This is a genomic window from Sphingomonas sp. BL-S-28, assembly GCF_055521515.1.
Genome location: NZ_CM145484.1, coordinates 625,153 through 643,508, shown reverse-complemented (window position 1 = coordinate 643,508; position 18,356 = coordinate 625,153). Strand labels below are relative to the sequence as shown.

The 18,356-nt window shown below is 65.6% G+C and carries 15 protein-coding genes; 5 read left to right on the top strand and 10 right to left on the bottom strand.

Annotation, left to right across the window (positions count from 1 at the left end):
* Positions 1–156 precede the first annotated feature (156 nt).
* From ACZ1JC_RS11900 to ACZ1JC_RS11890, 3 genes are all read left to right on the top strand, one after another.
* Positions 157–2,907 carry a [protein-PII] uridylyltransferase gene (locus tag ACZ1JC_RS11900; protein ID WP_465136664.1) on the top strand — a complete coding sequence of 917 codons (2,751 nt, stop codon included), beginning with the start codon at positions 157–159 and terminating at the stop codon, positions 2,905–2,907.
* A 77-nt stretch (positions 2,908–2,984) separates the two neighbouring features.
* Positions 2,985–4,151, top strand: a complete 1,167-nt coding sequence (locus tag ACZ1JC_RS11895; RefSeq protein WP_465136665.1) for a patatin-like phospholipase family protein — start codon at positions 2,985–2,987, stop codon at positions 4,149–4,151.
* Between the two features lie 52 nt (positions 4,152–4,203).
* A complete protein-coding gene (locus ACZ1JC_RS11890; protein ID WP_465136666.1) occupies positions 4,204–4,986 on the top strand; it encodes a 3-hydroxybutyrate dehydrogenase in 783 nt (260 codons plus the stop codon).
* Between the two features lie 162 nt (positions 4,987–5,148).
* Here ACZ1JC_RS11890 and ACZ1JC_RS11885 read toward each other — a convergent pair whose 3' ends face one another.
* The 3 genes from ACZ1JC_RS11885 to ACZ1JC_RS11875 are packed head-to-tail and all read right to left on the bottom strand — an operon-like array spanning position 5,149 to position 7,777.
* Entirely contained in the window at positions 5,149–5,385 is a 237-nt protein-coding gene (locus ACZ1JC_RS11885; protein ID WP_465136667.1) for a hypothetical protein, read from the bottom strand.
* Complete coding sequence (locus ACZ1JC_RS11880) at positions 5,385–6,968, bottom strand: phytoene desaturase family protein (RefSeq protein WP_465136668.1); 1,584 nt, start codon at positions 6,966–6,968, stop codon at positions 5,385–5,387. Before ACZ1JC_RS11880 ends, ACZ1JC_RS11885 begins: the two co-directional genes overlap by 1 nt.
* Positions 6,965–7,777: an SDR family NAD(P)-dependent oxidoreductase gene (locus ACZ1JC_RS11875; RefSeq protein WP_465136669.1), complete on the bottom strand. Its 813-nt coding sequence runs from the start codon at positions 7,775–7,777 to the stop codon at positions 6,965–6,967. Before ACZ1JC_RS11875 ends, ACZ1JC_RS11880 begins: the two co-directional genes overlap by 4 nt.
* Before the next feature lie 96 nt (positions 7,778–7,873).
* Between ACZ1JC_RS11875 and ACZ1JC_RS11870 the strand changes: the two genes are divergently transcribed.
* Complete coding sequence (locus ACZ1JC_RS11870) at positions 7,874–8,314, top strand: winged helix-turn-helix transcriptional regulator (RefSeq protein ID WP_465136670.1); 441 nt, start codon at positions 7,874–7,876, stop codon at positions 8,312–8,314.
* Between the two features lie 176 nt (positions 8,315–8,490).
* Here the strand turns inward: ACZ1JC_RS11870 and ACZ1JC_RS11865 are convergent, their stop codons facing one another.
* The 4 genes from ACZ1JC_RS11865 to ACZ1JC_RS11850 are packed head-to-tail and all read right to left on the bottom strand — an operon-like array spanning position 8,491 to position 14,326.
* The gene (locus tag ACZ1JC_RS11865; RefSeq protein ID WP_465136671.1) at positions 8,491–9,495 is read right to left on the bottom strand and encodes a LysR family transcriptional regulator; all 1,005 of its coding nucleotides are present in this window, start codon (positions 9,493–9,495) and stop codon (positions 8,491–8,493) included.
* A gap of 20 nt (positions 9,496–9,515) precedes the next feature.
* A complete protein-coding gene (locus ACZ1JC_RS11860; protein WP_465136672.1) occupies positions 9,516–10,436 on the bottom strand; it encodes an NAD-dependent epimerase/dehydratase family protein in 921 nt (306 codons plus the stop codon).
* 10 nt (positions 10,437–10,446) lie between these two features.
* A complete protein-coding gene (locus ACZ1JC_RS11855; RefSeq protein WP_465136673.1) occupies positions 10,447–11,853 on the bottom strand; it encodes a sulfatase-like hydrolase/transferase in 1,407 nt (468 codons plus the stop codon).
* A 4-nt stretch (positions 11,854–11,857) separates the two neighbouring features.
* Entirely contained in the window at positions 11,858–14,326 is a 2,469-nt protein-coding gene (locus ACZ1JC_RS11850) for a TonB-dependent receptor (protein WP_465136674.1), read from the bottom strand.
* Between the two features lie 136 nt (positions 14,327–14,462).
* Between ACZ1JC_RS11850 and ACZ1JC_RS11845 the strand changes: the two genes are divergently transcribed.
* Positions 14,463–15,602, top strand: coding sequence for an FAD-dependent oxidoreductase (locus tag ACZ1JC_RS11845; RefSeq protein ID WP_465136675.1), 1,140 nt, complete (start codon positions 14,463–14,465; stop codon positions 15,600–15,602).
* 47 nt (positions 15,603–15,649) lie between these two features.
* On the opposite strand, the gene ACZ1JC_RS11840 is transcribed toward ACZ1JC_RS11845, so the two are convergent.
* From ACZ1JC_RS11840 to ACZ1JC_RS11830, 3 genes are read right to left on the bottom strand one after another with little or no spacing between them, the layout of a single operon-like run.
* The gene (locus tag ACZ1JC_RS11840; protein WP_465138614.1) at positions 15,650–16,645 is read right to left on the bottom strand and encodes an LLM class flavin-dependent oxidoreductase; all 996 of its coding nucleotides are present in this window, start codon (positions 16,643–16,645) and stop codon (positions 15,650–15,652) included.
* On the bottom strand, positions 16,645–17,532 hold the full coding sequence (locus ACZ1JC_RS11835) for a tetratricopeptide repeat protein (protein ID WP_465136676.1): 888 nt from the start codon (positions 17,530–17,532) through the stop codon (positions 16,645–16,647). Before ACZ1JC_RS11835 ends, ACZ1JC_RS11840 begins: the two co-directional genes overlap by 1 nt.
* Before the next feature lie 18 nt (positions 17,533–17,550).
* The gene (locus ACZ1JC_RS11830) at positions 17,551–18,303 is read right to left on the bottom strand and encodes an alpha/beta fold hydrolase (RefSeq protein ID WP_465136677.1); all 753 of its coding nucleotides are present in this window, start codon (positions 18,301–18,303) and stop codon (positions 17,551–17,553) included.
* Positions 18,304–18,356 lie beyond the last annotated feature (53 nt).

The window sequence follows — 18,356 nt, the reverse complement described above, 5'->3', positions numbered from 1 at the left end:
CGCGCCGGGGCGGCGCGAGGGATGCATTGCCGGCCTTCTGGCATAGCCTTGGGGGCGATGGTAGGCTCGTTTTAGGAACTTGCGGGCAAAATCAACGCAGGCAGCGCATCCGCGCGCCTTTCCCTGCGGCCTGCGAAGGATTAGATACCGCCTGACATGAGCGTGATCCGCATCCCTTCGCCCCGTTCCGTGATCGACCGCCGCGCGCTGGTCGAGGCCATAGAAGCCGTTGTCGCCGCCGAAAGCGCCGCCAAGGGCCGCAAGCAAATCGTCGAGCTGCTGCGCGGCGCGCTGGAGGACGGACGGGCGGAGATCGCGCGCCGCCTGGTCGAAAAGCCTTCCGCCGGGCACGAAGTGGCCGAGGCGCAGGCCTATCTGGTGGATCAGCTGCTGCGCGTGATTCACGATCACGTCTCCACCCACGTCTACCCGGCGATGAACCGGTCCACCGGCGAACGCCTGACGATCATCGCCGTCGGCGGCTATGGCCGGGGCGAGATGGCGCCGCATTCGGACGTGGATCTGGCCTTCGTCACCCCGATCAAGCAGACCGCCTGGTGCGAGCAGATCATCGAGGCGATGCTCTATTTCCTTTGGGATCTGGGCCTGAAAATCGGCCATTCCAGCCGCTCTGCGGACGAAATGGTGCGCATGAGCCGGTCCGACCTGACGATCCGCACCGCCATGCTGGAAGGCCGCTATGTCTGGGGCGACCAGCATCTCTACGAGGAAGTGCGCAGCCGCTTCTGGAAGGATGTCGTCGCCGGGACCGAGCGGCAGTTCGTAGTCGAAAAGCTGGCCGAGCGCGAGGAACGCCACAAGCGCATGGGCGACAGCCGCTATGTGGTCGAACCCAATGTGAAGGAAGGCAAGGGCGGCCTGCGCGACCTGCACACGCTCTACTGGATCGGCAAGTACATCCACAAGGTGCGCGATCCCAGCGAACTGGTGGACGTGGGCCTGCTGACGCACAAGGAATACCGCGCGTTCCGCCGGGCGGAGAACTTCTTCTGGGCGGTGCGATGCCACCTCCACACGATCACCCGCCGTGCCGAGGACCGGCTGACATTCGACCTGCAGCGCGAAGTGGCGATGCGGATGAACTATGCCGACCGCCCCGGCAAAAGCGCGGTCGAGCGGTTCATGCAGATGTTCTTCCTGCAGGCGAAGATGGTCGGCACCCTGACCGGCGTATTCCTGGCCCAGCTGGACGAGCAGATCGCCAAGAAGCAGCCGCGCGGGTTGCTGGCGGGTTTCCGTGCCCGTCCGCGCGTGCTGAAAGGCTACAAGGTATTCGGCGGCCGGATCATGGCCCCGTCGGACACCTGGTTCGAAGCCGATCCGGTGCGCCTGATCGAGATTTTCGTGCTGGCGGACCGTGAGGGGCTGGAGATTCACCCCGAGACCATGCGCCTGGTTTCCCGCGATGCCGCGCTGATCCGTGAGGAGGTGCGCCGCGATCCGCGCGCGAACGAGCTGTTCATGGAACTGCTCACCAGCCGCAACAATCCAGAAGTGGCGCTGCGTTCGTTCAACGAAGCCGGCGTGTTCGGCCGCTTCGTCACCGAATTCGGCCGTGTGAACGCGCAGATGCAGTTCGACATGTACCACCACTACACGGTGGACGAACACACGATCCGCGCTATCGGCCTGCTCTCACGCATCGAGAAGGGCGAGCTGAAGCAGGACCATCCGCTCAGCCACGAAATCATCCACAAGGTCCGCTCACGCCGGGCGCTCTATGCGGCGGTCTTGCTGCACGACATCGCCAAGGGCCGCGGCGGGGACCATTCCGAACTCGGGGCGGAGATCGCGCTGAAGCTCTGCCCGCGCTTCGGGCTGGATGAGGAGGAGACGGAACTGGTCTCCTGGCTGGTGCTGCGCCACCTGCTGCTCTCCGCCACCGCGTTCAAGCGTGACCTCTCGGACGCGAAAACCATCAGCGATTTCGTGGCGGTGGTGCAATCGGTGGACCGCCTGCGCCAGCTGACCCTGCTCACCATCGTCGATATCCGCGCGGTGGGGCCGGGTACGTGGAATTCGTGGAAGCGCCAGCTGATCAGCGAGCTTTACGGCGCAGCAGAGGAACGCCTGCGCCTCGGCCACGTGGAATTCGGGCGCGAGAAGCGCGTGGCGGCGAAGAAGGCGATGGTCATCGCCCGCGATCCCGCCAACGAAGCGCTGATCGAGGAACTGGGCAGCCAGTTCGCCGATGCCTACTGGATCGCCGAGCCGGACGACGTGATCGCCCGCAACCTCGCCCAGTTCAGCGCATCGCGGAACGAGCCGCTGTCGATCCTCAGCGAATACTACCCGGCGCGCGGGGCGACGCTGGTGACGGTGATCGCATCGGACCATCCGGGTCTGTTCTACCGCATCGCCGGGGGCATCCATCTGGCCGGCGGCAACATCATCGACGCGCGCATCCACACCACGCGCACCGGCCGCGCGGTCGACAACTTCCTGATTCAGGACCCCCTCGGCCGCCCGTTCAGCGAGGATACGCAGCTCGCCCGCCTCAGCGCCTCGATCGAAAATGCGCTGGCCAACCGCATCAAGATCCTGCCGCAGCTGGTCGCCAAGCCCGATGCCCGCCCGCGCGCCGATGCTTTCGACGTGCGCCCGCGCGTGCTGGTGGACAACAAGGCCTCGAACCGCCTGACCGTGGTGGAAGTCAACGCCCGCGATCGTCCGGCGCTGCTCAACCGGCTGGCCCACGCCCTGTTCGAGAGCAAGCTGATGGTCCATTCCGCGCACATCGACACTTATGGCGAACGCGCGGCGGATACGTTCTATGTGACCGACCTGCTGGGCGAGAAGCTGACCTCGACGAGCCGCATCAAGGCGCTGGAAAGGCGTCTACTGGAAGCGGCGAGCGAGGGGAGCCTGACCGAAGTGGCGGCGTAAGTTTTTTCCCGCTTGAAAGGAACTGCGTGCGGGTCCACTTGTTGCACCGCAACATCCCCATGCGCAGGACCCTGCCCATGAATGCCAGCAAGACCACCGTTTCTCCGAAAGATTTGGGCGACGACCTGGGCGATCACCAGTCGGTTCTCGTATTGCAGGGAGGCGGGGCGCTGGGGGCCTATCAGGCCGGGGTCTTCGAAGCCTTGAGCGAGGCCGGCCACGCGCCGGACTGGGTGGCGGGCATCTCCATCGGCGCGATCAATGCCGCGATCATCGCAGGCAACGCACCGGGAGAGCGGATCAGGCAATTGCGCGCCTTCTGGGAGGGCGTGAGCCACGAACTGCTCTACAAGCTGGACGTCGGCAACGGCTTCGCCCGCCGCGCCTTCAACGAAACCTCGTCCGCATGGGCCGCCGCTTTCGGCATTCCCGGCTTCTTCACCCCGCGCATCCCGACACCGCTGCCCGAATGGCCGAACGATATCGGCCGCCTCAGCTTCTACGACACCACGCCGCTGCGCCAGACCCTGCTCGATCTGGTCGATTTCGACCGGATCAACCACGGCGAAACCCGCTTCTCGGTCGGCGCGGTCAACATGATGACCGGCAACTTCGCCTACTTCGACAACCAGAGCGAGCGCGAAATCGGGCCCGAGCATGTGATGGCCAGCGGCGCCCTGCCCCCCGGTTTCCCGCCGGTGGAGATCGACGGCGAGTGGTACTGGGATGGCGGCCTGGTCTCCAACACCCCGCTGCAATACGTGCTCGACAACCGCAGCCCCTGCGAGATGACGGTGTTCCAGGTGGACCTGTTCCCCTCGCGCGGGGTCATGCCCAAGACGATGGCGGATATCGCCCAGCGGGAGAAGGACATCCGCTATTCCAGCCGCACGCGCATGAACACGGACCTGTCCAAACAGCTCCAGAAGATGCGCGCCGCCGCCCAGCGCCTCTACCGCAAGCTGCCGGAGGACCTGCGCGACGATCCCGATCTGCACCACCTGCTCGGCTGTCGCCCGGCCGGCGCGGTGGCGGTGATGCACCTGATCAACCGACCGCGCGGCTATGAAACCATGTCGAAAGACTACGAATTTTCACGGATGACGGTTACCGAGCACTGGGAGGCCGGCAAGGCCGACGCCCGCTGGTCGCTGGACAAGCCGGACTGGACCGGGCGCCACCTGAAGCCCGACGAGATCATGACGTTCGACCTCGCGGCCGACCGTCCCGTCAACGGACACTGAACACAAGGCCGAGGGTGCGGCCCCGGCAGACAAAATCAAGGAGAAGAGGTCAATGAAGCTGAAGGACAAGTCCTGCATCGTCACCGGCGCCGCCAGCGGAATCGGCAATGCGATTGCCCACAAGTACGCATCCGAAGGCGGCAAAGTGGCGATCGCCGACCTCAATCTGGACGCCGCGCAAAAAGCTGCGGACGACATCAAGGCCAAGTACGGCACCGACGCGATCGCCGTCGCCATGGACGTGACCAGCGAGGATCAGGTGAATGCCGGCGTCGCCAAAGTGGTCGAGGCCTGGGGCACGGTGGACGTCCTCGTCTCCAACGCCGGTATCCAGATCGTCAACCCGGTGGAGCAGTTCGCCTTTTCCGACTGGAAGAAGATGCTGGCGATCCACCTCGACGGCGCCTTCCTCACCTCCAAGGCGGTGCTGCCGCATATGTATGCGCAGAAGTCGGGATCGATCATCTTCATGGGATCGGTCCACTCGAAAGAAGCCAGCCCGCTCAAGTCGGCCTATGTCACCGCCAAGCACGGGTTGCTCGGCCTCAGCCGCGTGATCGCCAAGGAGGGCGGCAAGAAGGGCGTGCGCAGCAATGTGATCTGCCCCGGCTTCGTGCGCACGCCGCTGGTGGACAAGCAGATCCCCGAACAGGCCAAGGAGCTGGGCATTTCCGAAGAGGAAGTGGTGAGCAAGGTCATGCTGGGCCAGACCGTGGACGGCGAGTTCACCACCGTGGAAGACATTGCCGAAGTGGCGCTGTTCTTCGCAGGGTTCGAAACCAATGCGCTGACCGGCCAATCGCTGATCGCCTCGCACGGCTGGTTCATGGAGTGATTGCCTGCGGGGCCGGATCGCTTTGATTGGCCCCGCCGTTCTTCCTCGTCATTGCGAGCGGCCGAAGGGCGCGCGGCAATCCAAAGGCGGCTTGTGCGGCTCTGGATTGCTTCTCCCGCTTCGCGGGCTCGCAATGACGAAGGAGGGTGGGTGACTCCCGCCCTACTTTGCCTTGCGGAACAGCAGGCTGACGATGAACAGGATCGTCCGCGCATCCAGCAGCTTCAGCGCCGCGCGCGCTTCTTCCGGCGTCACTTTCGCCACCATCGGCATCGCGCCGAAGATCTTGCCGCGAATGACCAGATTGTCGCCGTCCCGCTCGATCCGGCGCACCGCCATCAGTTCCTTGTCCTGCGCGTCGAGGATGCGCATCACGGGGGCCTTCTTCGTCTCCGCCATCACACGCGCTCCCCACAGACTTTGTCGAATTCGATATCGAGGTCGTCCATCATCTGGATCGCCGTTGCCCGGCCCGCGCCGAACACGCCGCCGCCGGGATGCATGAACGGCCCGACGAGGTAGAGCCCGTCGATCTGCGGTACCCGATACGATCCAAGGTCCGGCGTCGGCCGATGCCCGACCGACTGGTAGAAGAACGGCGCGCAGCCGTGGATATCGCCCTTTAGGAAGCTGGCCGGGCTGTCCCGCTCGTGATCGACGGGGGAACGGATCAGGCGCCCGGTGATGTTGTCGTCATCGAGGTTCGCGTAGAACTTGCGGTACTGCGCCAGGGCCTTGCCGGCGATCTCCTCCTTGCGTTCGTCCCAAGACGCCGGGCCGCCGGGCCAGAGATCGTAGGGCGCAAAGTTCACGCCGTAGAACACGCCCGCGCCTTCGGGGGCCCGGCTGGGATCGAAGATCGTATTGTCCCCGCCCGCGATCAGCCGTTCGGACACTTCGCCGCGCCGCAGCTTGTCGTACTCCAGCAGCATGTCGCGCATGGTGTAGAAGTCCATCAGCTCGGTCATCATGGCATTGGTTTCATTGCCGACCTTCAGGCACAGCCGCTCCTTCAGGGTCAGGTGCGTGAGGTTGATCGAGAAGGTGGACTGGGTGACCCGCTCCGCGCGCTGGAGCACCGGCTCGGGCGTTTCGGCCACGAACTTGCGCAGGACATGCGGGTGGATCGCGCCGATCACACCGTCTTTCGCGGTGAAGGTCTCGCCATCCACCAGTTCGAGGCCCGTCGCTTTCCCGCCCGAAACGATCACCCGGCGCACTTCGGCATTGCAGCGCACTTCGCCGCCGAAATGCTCGATGGCGCGGACCAGCGCTTGGGAAAGCTGGCCGGAGCCGCCCTTGGGCATCGAACAGCCATAAGCATGGATGATCCCCGGCATCAGGAAGGCGCCCATGCCGGTGCCGAGTTCGTCGGGCATCTGCAGGTTTTCGGTGACCATGCGCACGATGTGGATGCGCAAGAGGTCGCTTTCGAAATACTGGTTCACCACGTCGAGCGCCGAGCGCTGCATGACATCGAGCAGGAAGCGTCCTTCGTCGGACTGGTCCATCATCGCCACGAAGGCACCCATCGGGAACGGCGGCGCATAGAGGCCGGACATGAACATCGGCAGCGCCGCCATCGATGCGCTGGCGAACTTGCGATAGGCTTCTGCGTCCTTGGGCGAGAAGGCGGCGATTTCCTCGCAAGTACGGTCCAGATCGCGCCAGGAACGCACCATCGTCCCGTCTTCCCAGATCGAGGCGTGCGGCAGTTCGGGATAGATGTATTCCAGCCCGAACTTGCCGAACAGGCCCAGCTCGTCCTCGCGCAGCATCGGGTTGCCCTGAATCATGATGTGCACGTTGGAATGCTCATCATGCCAGAAGCCGGGCCGGATCAGTTCGCGCGTGGAAACGCCGCCGCCGTAGTGGGGCTTGCGCTCCAGCACGATCACCTTCTTGCCCGCCTTGGCCATGTAGGCGGCGGCGACAAGGCCGTTGTGCCCCCCGCCCATGACGACCACGTCGTATTGGCTCATGCATGCTCTCCCGAAAAGAAGGCCCGGAACCGTGCGATTCCGGGAACGTGGCTGGCGCAGCCGCCATCGGCGACGAGCACTTGGCCCGTGATGTTGCGTGCCGCGTCGGAAGCGAGGAAGGCCACTGCCTCGGCAATGTCCTCCGGCGCGCCGAGGCGGTCGCGCAGGGTTTCGTCCTCCACCGCCTGACGCAGCACGGGCGGGAAAGCCTCGCGCAGCGCCGGGGTCATCGTCATGCCGGGGGCGACGGCGTTGCAGCGCACGCCGTGAATGCCGTGGCTGGCGGCGATGGCGCGGGTCATCTGGATCACCCCCGCCTTGGACGAGGAATAGGCCGCCTGAATCATGTGGCCCTGCAGCGCCAGATTGCTGACGGTGTTGACGATGTTGCCGCCGCTTGTCCGCAAGTGCGGCAGGGCAGTGCGGCAGGCGATCATCGTGCCGCGCACGTTGACCGCGTAAGTCCGGTCCCAAAGCGCAGTGGCCATGTGCTCCACATCGCCGTCATTGCGCGCGATATCGGGGCCAAGAAGCGCGGCATTGTTGTGCAGCACATCGAGCTGGCCGAAATGATCGATGGTCTGCGCGATCATCGCTTCGATCGAGGCTTCCTGCTCCAGATCGAGGTGCACCGCGATGGCATCGGGCAGCGTCGCGGCCAGTTCCTCGGCAGCCGACAGAGCGATGTCGGCAATCACGACCTTCGCCCCGCGTGCGGTGAGCAGCCGGGCCGTGGCGCCGCCGATCCCACCGGCACCGCCGGTGATCACGGCAACTTTGCCATCCATTCTCGTCGCGTCGGCGACCATCTCTCTCTCCCGGAATTGACCTTGTTTGATCCGGGCATAAAGTGCCCCCCGATGGATGGAAGACGGCACTTTTTTGTGCCCTTTGCGGGGTAGTTCGTGGATCCGCTGGACCTGCCGGGGCTGTGCGCTCTAGCCAATGAAATGGCCCGTTACGGCCACGAGCGCGAGGCGCCTGCCCGCGCGGTCATGGCCATGCTGGGGGACCGCTGGACCACGCTGATCCTGCTGGTGCTGGGTGAGGGCGAAATGCGCCATGCCGACCTCAAGCGCGTGGTCGCGCAGCTATCGTCCGAGCAGGCGATTTCGCAGCGGGTGCTGACGCTGAAACTGCGTGCGCTGGAGCGCGACGGCTTCGTGCTGCGCAGCGTCAGCGCAGACGTGCCCCCCAAGGTTGCCTATCGGCTATCAGGGCTAGGCGAGGACCTGTTTGCCAAGGCGCGCGGGATGATCGACTGGATCAACGCCCGCTCGGACGCGATTCACGAGGCGCGCGAGCGGTATGATCGGGAGCATGGGCGCGACGGGGCGTTCGACTAACTCGCCCTCCGCTGCATCTCGGGCCGGCCCCACTCGATCGACCTCTGCCCAAATCACTCCGTCGCCCTCGCGAAGGCGGGGGCCCCGCTTGCTTCTGCGACCTCTCGTATGCCGCAAGATAAGCGGGATCCCAGCCTTCGCGGGGATGACGAGTGGGGGTTAGCTGAAGTGGGCCGTCAAAGCGGCTTGTTGTTCATCCGGAACGCATATTCGATCCGCTCGCGCTCGTTATCCTCGCGCTGGCCTTGCTCGATGGGCACGACGTTGCCGGTGCTGCCGCTGCGCCGGGCCACCGCTTCCAGCTTCTCCACCACCCAGCGCAGCCCGGCGTCGTTGGTGTTGGAGATGTGCCACTGGATCGCCTCGCGGATCGGCGGGAAGCTGAAGGGCATCTCGCGCATGACCAGCGGCAGGTCGCGCACGAAGATCTCGGCCATGCGGCGGTGGACGGTGGCGATGCGGTTGCTGTGCATCACCAGGCCGACGATCGAGAGGAAACTGGGCGCCACTACTTCCACCCGGCGCTGTTGCTTCTGCCGCCGCATGAACCAGTCGTCGAACGCGGGCACGCGGGCTTTGCCAAAGCGCGCGGTGACGTGGCCGAGTTCGAAGTACAGCTCCCGCGTCATCGGCCCGGCCAGCGCCGGGTTCCCCTCCCAGCCGAGCACCACGTAGTCATCCTCGAACAGGATCTGGCTGGGGTGGTCGGTGGAGATGGCGTAGTCGATGGTCAGCAGCAGGTCGATGTACCCGCGTTCGAGGGACTCGACCGGGGTTTCGTGCATCGGCTGGATTTCGAAGCGGATGCCGGGGGCCTCGCGCGAAATTTCGGCGATGGCTTCGGCCAGCAGGACCTGCGTCGAATAGTCGGAGGCCATGATGCGGATCTGGCGTTCCGCCGTGGCGGGATCGAACGGCGGCGCGACGGTGATGGTGGAGCGGATCTGCTCCAGCACCGCGCGCACCGGTTCGATCAGTTCCTCGGCCCGGGCGGTGAGGATCATGTGGCGGCCCTTCACCACCAGCAGTTCGTCGCCGAAGTATTCGCGCAGGCGCCCCAGCGCGCTGGATGTAGCCGATTGCGAGAGGCACAGCTTGTCCGCTGCCAGCGACACGCTGCGCTCGGTCAGCAGCGCATCCAGCGCCACCAGAAGATTGAGATCGAGCCGACCGAACCGCATTGCCATCTCCCGCGCGCTCCTTACGAAAGGGTTCGCAGGGCACTTTCGACGAGCATAGCAAGATCGCCGTCGTGCGCAAAACCCGCCTTTTCCGCCGCCGGAGTGGATAGCGGAGGCTGCGCGGCAAAGGCCGCCTCCAGCGCGGCATCGGGCTCATAGCTGACCAGATCGGCCGAGACGCCGCACTGTCGCGCGATCTCTGCCGCCAGATCGCCCATCGTCACGCGCAGCGCGGGCAAAGTCACCGCGCGGGTCGGCGGCAGCAGCGCGGTGTCGAGCGTCAGGGCATGGACGAAGTTGCGGACCACACATTCCAGCGATTCCGCCCAGATCGTGCCCGCAGCCGAGACGGGACACGCGAACGCCTCCCCCGCCTTCAGCGCGTGGAACAGGTTCGACATGAAGGCGGATTTCATGCCCGATGGCCCTTTCGGCCGCGCGAGAATGCCGGGCAGGCGCACCGTCACCCCGTCGATCAGCCCGCGATTGGAGAACATGGCCACGGCATGTTCCATCATCGCCTTGTGCCCGCCGTAGATCATTTTCGGCGAAAGCGGAGTAGCATCGTCCACCTTGGCGGGCAGCGGATCGCCGTAGACCGCGATGGAGCTGGCATAGGCGACGCGCAGGCCCGGCGTGAGCCCGCTCGCTTCCAGCAGTAGGTCGTACATGGCATCCACGTTGATCCGGCGCGAGGCCACCGGATCGGCTTCCGCCGCGCCGCCGGGGACGGTGGCGAGATGGACCAGCGCGTCGCAGCCCTTCCCCAGCGCCTCGGCCCGGACCGAGGCCGCGCCCAGATCGCCCTCCACCGCACGCGCACCGGAGGGAATGCCCCCGGCATGGCTGTCCAGCCCGACGACGTCATGCCCGGCATCGAGCAGGCCATGGACGAGTTGCCGGCCGACGAAGCCGCCGGCTCCGGTAACGAGCACTTTCACATCGATCTCCCTAATATCTGTCTGCGTAAGCCTTGCGCACGTCCTCGGAATATCCGTCGACGCGGTAGGGCAGCATCTGGGCGTTCCAGCCGTCCCACAGGCCCTTCAATTCGGCCAGCTTCGCGGGTTCGGCGGCGGCGCGCTCGGCACGTTCGTGTTCGTCTTCGGCCAGGTTGTAGAGATGCTCCTTCCCGCCAATCTTCACGTATTTCCAGTCACCCTGCCGCACCGCCGCCTGCTCGTTCGCCTTGAAGCGCCAGAACAGCGTGCGCGGCACCGATGCGGCCTTGCCGGTCAGTTGCGGTGAGAGGTCCACGCCATCGAACTTGCCCGCCTTGGCGACATTGCCGCCCACCATCGTCAGGAACGTCGGCAGGAAATCCATCGAGGCCATGACCTGATCGGAAAGCGTGCCCGGCGCGATATGGCCCGGCCAGCGCATCAGGATCGGCACGCGGATGCCGCCTTCCAGTACTTCGCCCTTGTGGCCGATGAAGGGCCATGTCTCCGAGAACCGCTCGCCGCCGTTGTCGCTGGTGAAGACGACGATGGTGTTCTGCGCCTTGCCGGTGCGTTCCAGCGCCGCCAGCACCTTGGCAACGTTCTGGTCCATCGCCTCCACCATTTCCTTGTACTTGGCGAGGTTGCCGCCCTCGAAATGGAAGGAGTTGGGCAAGGTCTTGGCCATCGCCGCATCCTCGCGCCCTTCCCAGGGCCAGTGCGGGGCGTTGAAGTGGAGCGAGAGGAAGAACGGCTTGTCGCCCGCGCTCTCGATAGTCCGGACCGCCTCGTCCCCGAACAGGTCGGTGAGATAGCCTTCACGCTGTTCGGGCGCGTTGTTCTGCGCGAGGCCGATGCCCACATCCCTGCCGCCCATCACCATGTGATGCCGGAAATAGTCCGCCGCGCCTTCGACCACGCCAAGGAACTCGTCGTAGCCGTGCTGGAGCGGGCCATGCTCGGGCGGTTCGCCCAGATGCCACTTGCCGATCAGCTTGGTGTGATAGCCCTGATCGCGCAGGACCGAGGCTATGGTCGGCCGGTCCAGCGGCACGCCGATATGCGGCGGAGCGCCGGGGCCGAGCGGTTCCTCGATACCGATGGCGAAGCGCTGGGCATAGCAGCCGGTCAGCAGCGCCGTGCGCGTGGGCGAGCAGATCGGCGTGCTGGCATAGCCCTGCGTCAGCCGGATTCCATCGCGGCCGAGGCTGTCGATCGCGGGCGTGCGGATCGCGTGTGAGCCGGTGGCGGAAAGGTCCGCATAGCCGAGGTCGTCGGCCATGATGTAGACGATGTTCGGCCGGTTTGGAGGGGGAGCCGGGCGGGCAAGCGCCCTGCCCGGCCCCGAAAGCGCGACGAGTGCGGTCGTCGCGCCCAGCCACCCCAGCACTCTGCGACGGTCCTGCAGCATCCCCATGCCGTCAGAATTCCGCCGAGAGACGCAGGCCGTAGGTACGCGGCGCGGTATAGCGCGCCACCGCGAAGCCGATGGGCGAGGATTGCGGCGTCGCGATCCGGCGCTTGTTCTCGATATTCTGGATGAAGCCGCCGATGGAGAGGCCGCCGTCCGACAGGCGCACCGCCAGATTGGCTTCGGTCAGCCAGTACGAACGGATCTTCTCGAAATCGAGATACTCGAACGCGCCATATTGGGAGGACCGCCAAGAGGTGTTGACCCCGCCGACCAGCTCGTACTTGTCGCTGAGCGGCACGATCTGCTCCACGCCCAGATTCACCGTCCACTTCGGCGAATAGAGCAGCGGACGGCCCGAGCAGTCGAAGGCCAGGATCGGGGTGACGCCGTCGCTGAGGTAGCTGCCGGTCTGGCTGGACGGGCAATTGATGTTGTTGCGCGGCGATGCGGTGGTGAGCGTCAGTTCCTTGTATTCGGTATCGAGGTACTGGACCTTGGCCGATAGCGTGGTGTTGTGCATCGGCTTGGCCATGAAATCGACATCGAAGCCCTTGATGTCCGCCTTGCCCGCATTGTCGATCGTGTTGATCAGCACCGAATCCGGAGAGACGGTGAAGTAGTTGATCTGCTGGTCCTTGTACTTCCAGTAGAACGCCTCGACGTTGAGCTGGATCTTGTTGTTGAAGAAGCGGTTCTTCGATCCGATCGTGTAGGCGGTGATGAATTCCGGCTTGTAGCTGGGATTGCCCTCGGAAAGCTGGAAGCCGCCAGCGCGGTAGCCACTCTCGGCGGTGGCATATAGCAGCGAATCCGGCGCCAGATCGTATTCGGCCCCGGCCTTCCAGGTGACGCGGCTGAAATTGCCGGATTCCACCACCGGATAATAGGTCTTCTGGATGATCCCCACGCCATTGGTCAGGTTGTAGAACTGGGCATTGGGTTCATCGGTGCTGTTCGCGGCAATGAAGCCGTTCGAAATCAGCCAGTTCACCGTATCGCCGGTGGAAGTGAAGTTCGGGAAGTGCGGCAGCGCCCCCGGCGCGGCGCAGCCTGCCGCGAACGAGGCGGGCGGCGTCGTCGGCGGCAAGCCGCCGCAATAGACGATGAAGTTGTTGATGATGCCGTCGATCGACTTGTGATCGTGCGTGTAGCGCAGGCCCCCGATCAGGCGGAATTGGTCGGTCAGATGCGCGGTCAGCTGGCCGAAGGCGGCGTAGGATTCGGTCTTGTGGGTATAGTGCTGGATCGGCAGCACGAATTCCTGATTGTATTCGCCGGTGTTCTGGATCTTCTCGTTGAAATAGAAGCCGCCGACGACGTAGTCGAACATGCCGACTTTGCCCGCCAGACGGGTTTCCAGGCTCGCCTGCCGGTCATGCTCGTCGGTAAAGGCGGTGTTGAACGCCGGGCCGTAGAAGAAGCTGGTGGCATCGGCCTCGCGGTAGGCGGGCAGCACCGTCAGCGTGCCGATGCCGGTATCCAGCGTGACTTCGGCATTGACGCCCCAATAGGTATTGTCGGTCTTCTGCTGCTGGTTCATCGCATTGAGGAAGCCGAAGCCGGGCGCGCCGAGCGAGGTCTGGCGGAAGGCATTGGCGGCATCGGTGTTGAAACCTTCGGACTTGCCCAGCCCGGATTCGGTGAAAGTGAAGCCGGTCGGCCCCGGCGTGAACGATCCGATGTAACTGCCGCCCGCGCCGACGCCGCCGACATGCGTATAGTCGCCGCCCACGCGCACGCTCAGCGTGTCGGTCGGTTCCCAGAGGATCTGCGCGCGCAGGCCGGCACGGTCGAGATCGTCGCTGTCGTCCTTGTTGTAGCCATCATGGTACTGACGCGTGGCGGCGACGCGCAGCGCGGCGTTCTGGCCGATGGCAAGGTTGGCGAAGCCTTCGACGTTCACGGCATCGTAATTGCCGACCGAAAGCGTGAAGCCGCCCTTGTTCTGGCCCAGTTCGGGCCGGTTCGGGATGATGTTCACCGCGCCGCCGGTAGCATTGCGGCCATAGAGGATGCCCTGTGGGCCCTTCAGCACTTCGACACGGGCCAGATCGTAGAAGGCCGCACCGAACGCGCCGGCCGCGCGGCCCAGCACCACGCCGTCATAGCTGGGCGTCACGGCCGGGTCGTTGTAGCTGGAATTGGTGACGTTGCCGACGCCGCGCAGGAAGATCGAGGTATTGGACCCGCCGCCGTTGGTGACGGTCAGCGCCGGAACCACCTTGTTCAGCGCATCGGCCTGATTGATGCCCGACTGGATCAGGCGATCGCTGCCCACCGCATCGATGGCGATGCCCGCGCGCTGCGCCGATTCCGAACGGCGCTGGGCGGTAACGATGATGTCGCCGATACCGCCGGTGTTTTCGGTAGCGGTGTCGGAACTGCTCTGCGGAGCCTGCGTGCTGTCTTGAGCCATGGCCGGTGTCGCCAGTGCGATGGCAGACAGGCAGGCGGATTCCAGAAGCCCTTTACGCACGATCTTCCTCCCAAATGCTGTTTTCTTGCATTCGGGCTACTCAAGCCGGCGCCCCGCGTCACACCGATTGTATCGATAGTCAGGCATCCACAGTACGGATTTGTCTCAGGGCGCCGGCTCGTTAGTCCTCAAGGACATGACACGGGAGAGCATCAGCAGCATCGCCACGGCACTTGTCGTGGGCGGGGGGATCGGCGGCATGGCCACGGCCATCAGCCTTGCGGAGCGCGGCGTCAGGGTGGACCTGATCGACCTCGATCCGGAATGGCGGGTCTATGGCGCCGGCATAACCATCACCGGGCCCACCTTGCGCGCCTATCGCCGGCTTGGCCTGCTGGACGAGATCAAGCAGGCCGGCGCCATCACCAACAAGACGCGGCTCTACCGCTATGACGGCACCCTGATGCACGTTCTGGACGAGCCGGTGATCGAGGAAGGCCTGCCCGCCACCGGCGGGATCATGCGCCCGGTGCTGCACCGGATCATGCAGACGCGGGTGAAGGCGCTGGATATTCCGGTGCGCCTTGGGCTGACCGTCACTGCGCTGGACAGCGACGATCGCGGCGTGGACGTTACCTTTTCCGATGGTTCCACCGGCCGCTACGATCTGGTGATCGGCGCCGACAGCGTGTTTTCGGCCGTGCGCGAACTGGCCTTCCCGCACATGGCTCCGCCGCAGCCGACCGGGCAGGGCTGCTGGCGCATCTCGATCCGCAAGCCGCCCGGCCTGACCGAAAGCGAGTTTTTCCTGGGGCTGGACAATCCTTGCGGGATCACCGCCTGCAGCCCGGACAACGTCTACATGTGGATGCTGACCCGGCATGAGGAGCGCGAAAGCTTCATGGACGAGGAGGAACTCTACACCACGCTGAAAGGCCTGCTCGCCCCGTTCGGCGGCAATGCTGGCTGGATCCGCGACACGATGACGCGCGAGGACTGGATCAACTACCGCCCGCTCGCCGCCGCACTGCAGCCGCGTCCGTGGTCGAGCGGGCGGGTGGTTCTGGTGGGCGACGCGGTCCACGCAACCACGCCGCACCTCGCCTCCGGCGCGGGCATGGCGGTGGAAAGCGCCATCGTACTGGCGGAGGAACTGGCCAAAGCCGATACGGTTGGCGAAGGCCTTGCCGCTTATGAGGAGCGCCGCTTCGAGCGCTGTCGTGACGTCATCGAAAGCAGCATCGGCATCGGCCGCCTGCAAATGGAGCATCGCCCGCCGCAGGAACATGCCGCCCTGCTGGAAGGCGCGCTGGCCCGCTTGAACGAGCCGTTTTGATGGGAGCGGGATGAGGCGGGGCCAACCCGCTTCATCCCCGCATCAGTTCAGACCTGCGCCGTCGCTTCCACGGCTTCCATCGCCAGTTCCAGCGATCGCACTTGCGCATCGGGATCGAAGATCGCGCCGGAGACGATCAGTTCGTCTGCCTGCGTACGTTGCTGGAAGGCCAGTATCTCATCCCGCACCCGCGCCGGGGTGCCGATGGCGCTGACCGAGCGCACTTCCTCCAGCATCGCCCGCGCCGCGCCGGGCAGCGAATCGCGATAGTCGCGGATCGGCGGCGGCAGGCGGCCCGGCGTGCCGGTGCGCAGCGCAACGAAGCTCTGGTCGATCGAGGAGCCCAGATAACGTGCCTCCTCATCGGTATCGGCCGCCACCACGTTGATCGCCGCCATGAAGTGCGGCTTGTCGAGGAACTTTCCGGGCTGGAACCGCTCGCGATAGATCTGCGCCGCCTGATTCAGCATGGCCGGCGCGAAGTGCGAGGCGAAGGCATAGGGCATGCCCAGCGTGGCGGCGAGGTGCGCGCCGAACAGGCTGGAGCCCAGCACCCACATTTCCACCTCGGCGCCTTCGGCCTGCGGCGCGGACACGCCGCCCACCGCGTGCCCGGCAAAGCGCGCCTGCAGTTCCACGACGTCCTGCGGAAAGTGCTCCGCCGCGCCGACGATGTCCTTGCGCAGGGCATTCGCCAGCCGCCCGTCGGCGCCCGCAGCACGGCCGAGGCCAAGGTCGATCCGGCCGGGGAACAGCGCCGCCAGCGTACCGAACTGCTCGGCGATCACGTAAGGGTTGTGATTGGGCAGCATGATGCCGCCCGCGCCGATGCGGATGGTGGAGGTGGCCGCGCCGATATGCGCGAGCACGACCGAAGTGGCCCCGCCCGCGATCCCGTCCATGCCGTGGTGTTCGGCGACCCAGAAGCGCTTGTAGCCCGCCCTTTCGGCGGCCTGCGCGGTGCGGGCGGTGATCGCCAGCGCTTCGGAAACGGTGCCGCCCTGACGGACGGGGACGAGATCGAGAACGGAGAGTGGGAACATCATTTGGCCTTTGTGGGGGGTGCCTTGGATTCGGAACCGAGCTGGGCGATGTAGCCCTTGGCGGTGGCAGCCTGCGGACTGTCGGGGCTGGTCGCGATCACCGAATTCCAGCTTCGGCGGGCTGCTTCGTCACGCCCGGCGAGGACGGCGATCACGCCCGCTTCCAGTCCTATGTCGGCGTCCTGCGGCGCCAATTGGCTGGCCTGTTCGATCTGGGCCTGCGCCTCGATCAGCTTGCTCTGGCGGCGCGAGAGCGTGGCCGACAGCAGCCAGGCCTGCGCATTGGCAGGATCGGCGGTGCGCGCCTCGCCGAGCGCTGCGCTTGCTTCGTCCGGCTGGCCCAGCGCGACGAGCGCGCGGGCGCGGTCCAGCCAGATGGAGGCGAGAAGGTCCTTGTCCTCGGCCACTTTGGCATCGGCGGTGGCCGGGGCGAGGATCGACAGCGCCTCGCCCGGCTTGCCGCCGGCCAGCGCCGCATTGCCGGCCATCGCCCCCAGTCGCGCGCGGCTGGGGTGATCTTCGATATCGGCGGCATCGCGCGCCTGGATGAAGGCGGTGCGCGCCTCGTCCCAGCGGTCCAGTTCCGACAGCGCGACGCCCAGGCACAGCCCGGCGCGCACGCGCACCCGGCCTTGCGCCTCGCTCATCGCCTGGCGGGCGATTTCAGCCGAATGCTCGGGATCGGATTCTACCGCGAGCATGCAGCCGGTGTTCGATTCGGGAACGGCGGGGCCGGCCGCCTGCGCCGCCTGTTCGGCACGGCGCTTGCGCGCTTCCTCTTCCTTCTTCTCGACGATCTCGCGCGGGAGGGCCGAGGCGTAAGGGCTGCGGATGCCGGCCGGATCGAGATTGGCTTGCATCATCATGAGGGGAAGCAGGACGGGCATGAAGGATGGGTCTCCGGGTCAGGCCGCCGGCGCGCGGGAAAGGACCAGTTCGGCCACGCTGCGCAGCAGCTGGTGGACGTCGGACTCGCGCGAAAGGCGGTGATCGCCGTCCTTGATCAGAGTCACCTGCACCTCGGATGAACGCAGCTTTTCCGCCAGCCGCACGGAGATTTCCCAGGGCACATCGTCATCGCGCTGGCCGTGGAGCAGGCGCACCGGGCCGTCGAAGGGAATCGGCTTTTCCAGCATGAGGTTGGCCTGCCCGTCAGCCCAGAATCCGGGGTGCGTGGGGGTGGGTTCGGGGCCGTAGGGATTGTCTTCCCAGATCGTTTCGCCATCGGCCAGGACGTTCTTGTCCATCTGGGCGATGCCCCATTCGGTGAAGTCCGGCGCGGCGGCCACGCCGACCATGCCCTTGACCCGGTCCCCCAGCTTGTCCGCCACCAGCAGCATCAGCCAGCCGCCCATCGACGATCCCACCAGTACCACGTCGCGCAAGTTCGCCGCCTCCACCAGCGCGATCACTTCGTCGCGCCAGCGGCTGAGCGTACCGTCCGCGAACTGGCCGGAGCTTTCGCCGCAGCCCGAATAGTCCAGCAGCATGCAGGCGCGGCCGCTGGCGACTGCCATGTCGAACAGGGCAGTCGCCTTGCTGCCCGCCATGTCGGACATGTAGCCGGGCAGGAAAACGATGGTGGGCCCCATGCCGGGCGTGAAGCGGTGGGCGATCTGGCGCCCGTCGGGCATTGCGTGGAAACGGATTTCGGTCATGCCCGCGATTGTGGGGGCGCCGCCCGGGCACGGCAAGGGGTGCGGTGCGCGTG

Coding starts and splice junctions, on each gene's coding strand:
- ACZ1JC_RS11900 (WP_465136664.1), top strand. CDS start 157: ATGAGCGTGATCCGCATCCCTTCGCCCCGTTCCGTGATCGACCGCCGC.
- ACZ1JC_RS11895 (WP_465136665.1), top strand. CDS start 2,985: ATGAATGCCAGCAAGACCACCGTTTCTCCGAAAGATTTGGGCGACGAC.
- ACZ1JC_RS11890 (WP_465136666.1), top strand. CDS start 4,204: ATGAAGCTGAAGGACAAGTCCTGCATCGTCACCGGCGCCGCCAGCGGA.
- ACZ1JC_RS11885 (WP_465136667.1), bottom strand. CDS start 5,385: ATGGCGGAGACGAAGAAGGCCCCCGTGATGCGCATCCTCGACGCGCAG.
- ACZ1JC_RS11880 (WP_465136668.1), bottom strand. CDS start 6,968: ATGAGCCAATACGACGTGGTCGTCATGGGCGGGGGGCACAACGGCCTT.
- ACZ1JC_RS11875 (WP_465136669.1), bottom strand. CDS start 7,777: ATGGTCGCCGACGCGACGAGAATGGATGGCAAAGTTGCCGTGATCACC.
- ACZ1JC_RS11865 (WP_465136671.1), bottom strand. CDS start 9,495: ATGCGGTTCGGTCGGCTCGATCTCAATCTTCTGGTGGCGCTGGATGCG.
- ACZ1JC_RS11855 (WP_465136673.1), bottom strand. CDS start 11,853: ATGGGGATGCTGCAGGACCGTCGCAGAGTGCTGGGGTGGCTGGGCGCG.
- ACZ1JC_RS11845 (WP_465136675.1), top strand. CDS start 14,463: ATGACACGGGAGAGCATCAGCAGCATCGCCACGGCACTTGTCGTGGGC.
- ACZ1JC_RS11840 (WP_465138614.1), bottom strand. CDS start 16,645: ATGTTCCCACTCTCCGTTCTCGATCTCGTCCCCGTCCGTCAGGGCGGC.
- ACZ1JC_RS11835 (WP_465136676.1), bottom strand. CDS start 17,532: ATGCCCGTCCTGCTTCCCCTCATGATGATGCAAGCCAATCTCGATCCG.
- ACZ1JC_RS11830 (WP_465136677.1), bottom strand. CDS start 18,303: ATGACCGAAATCCGTTTCCACGCAATGCCCGACGGGCGCCAGATCGCC.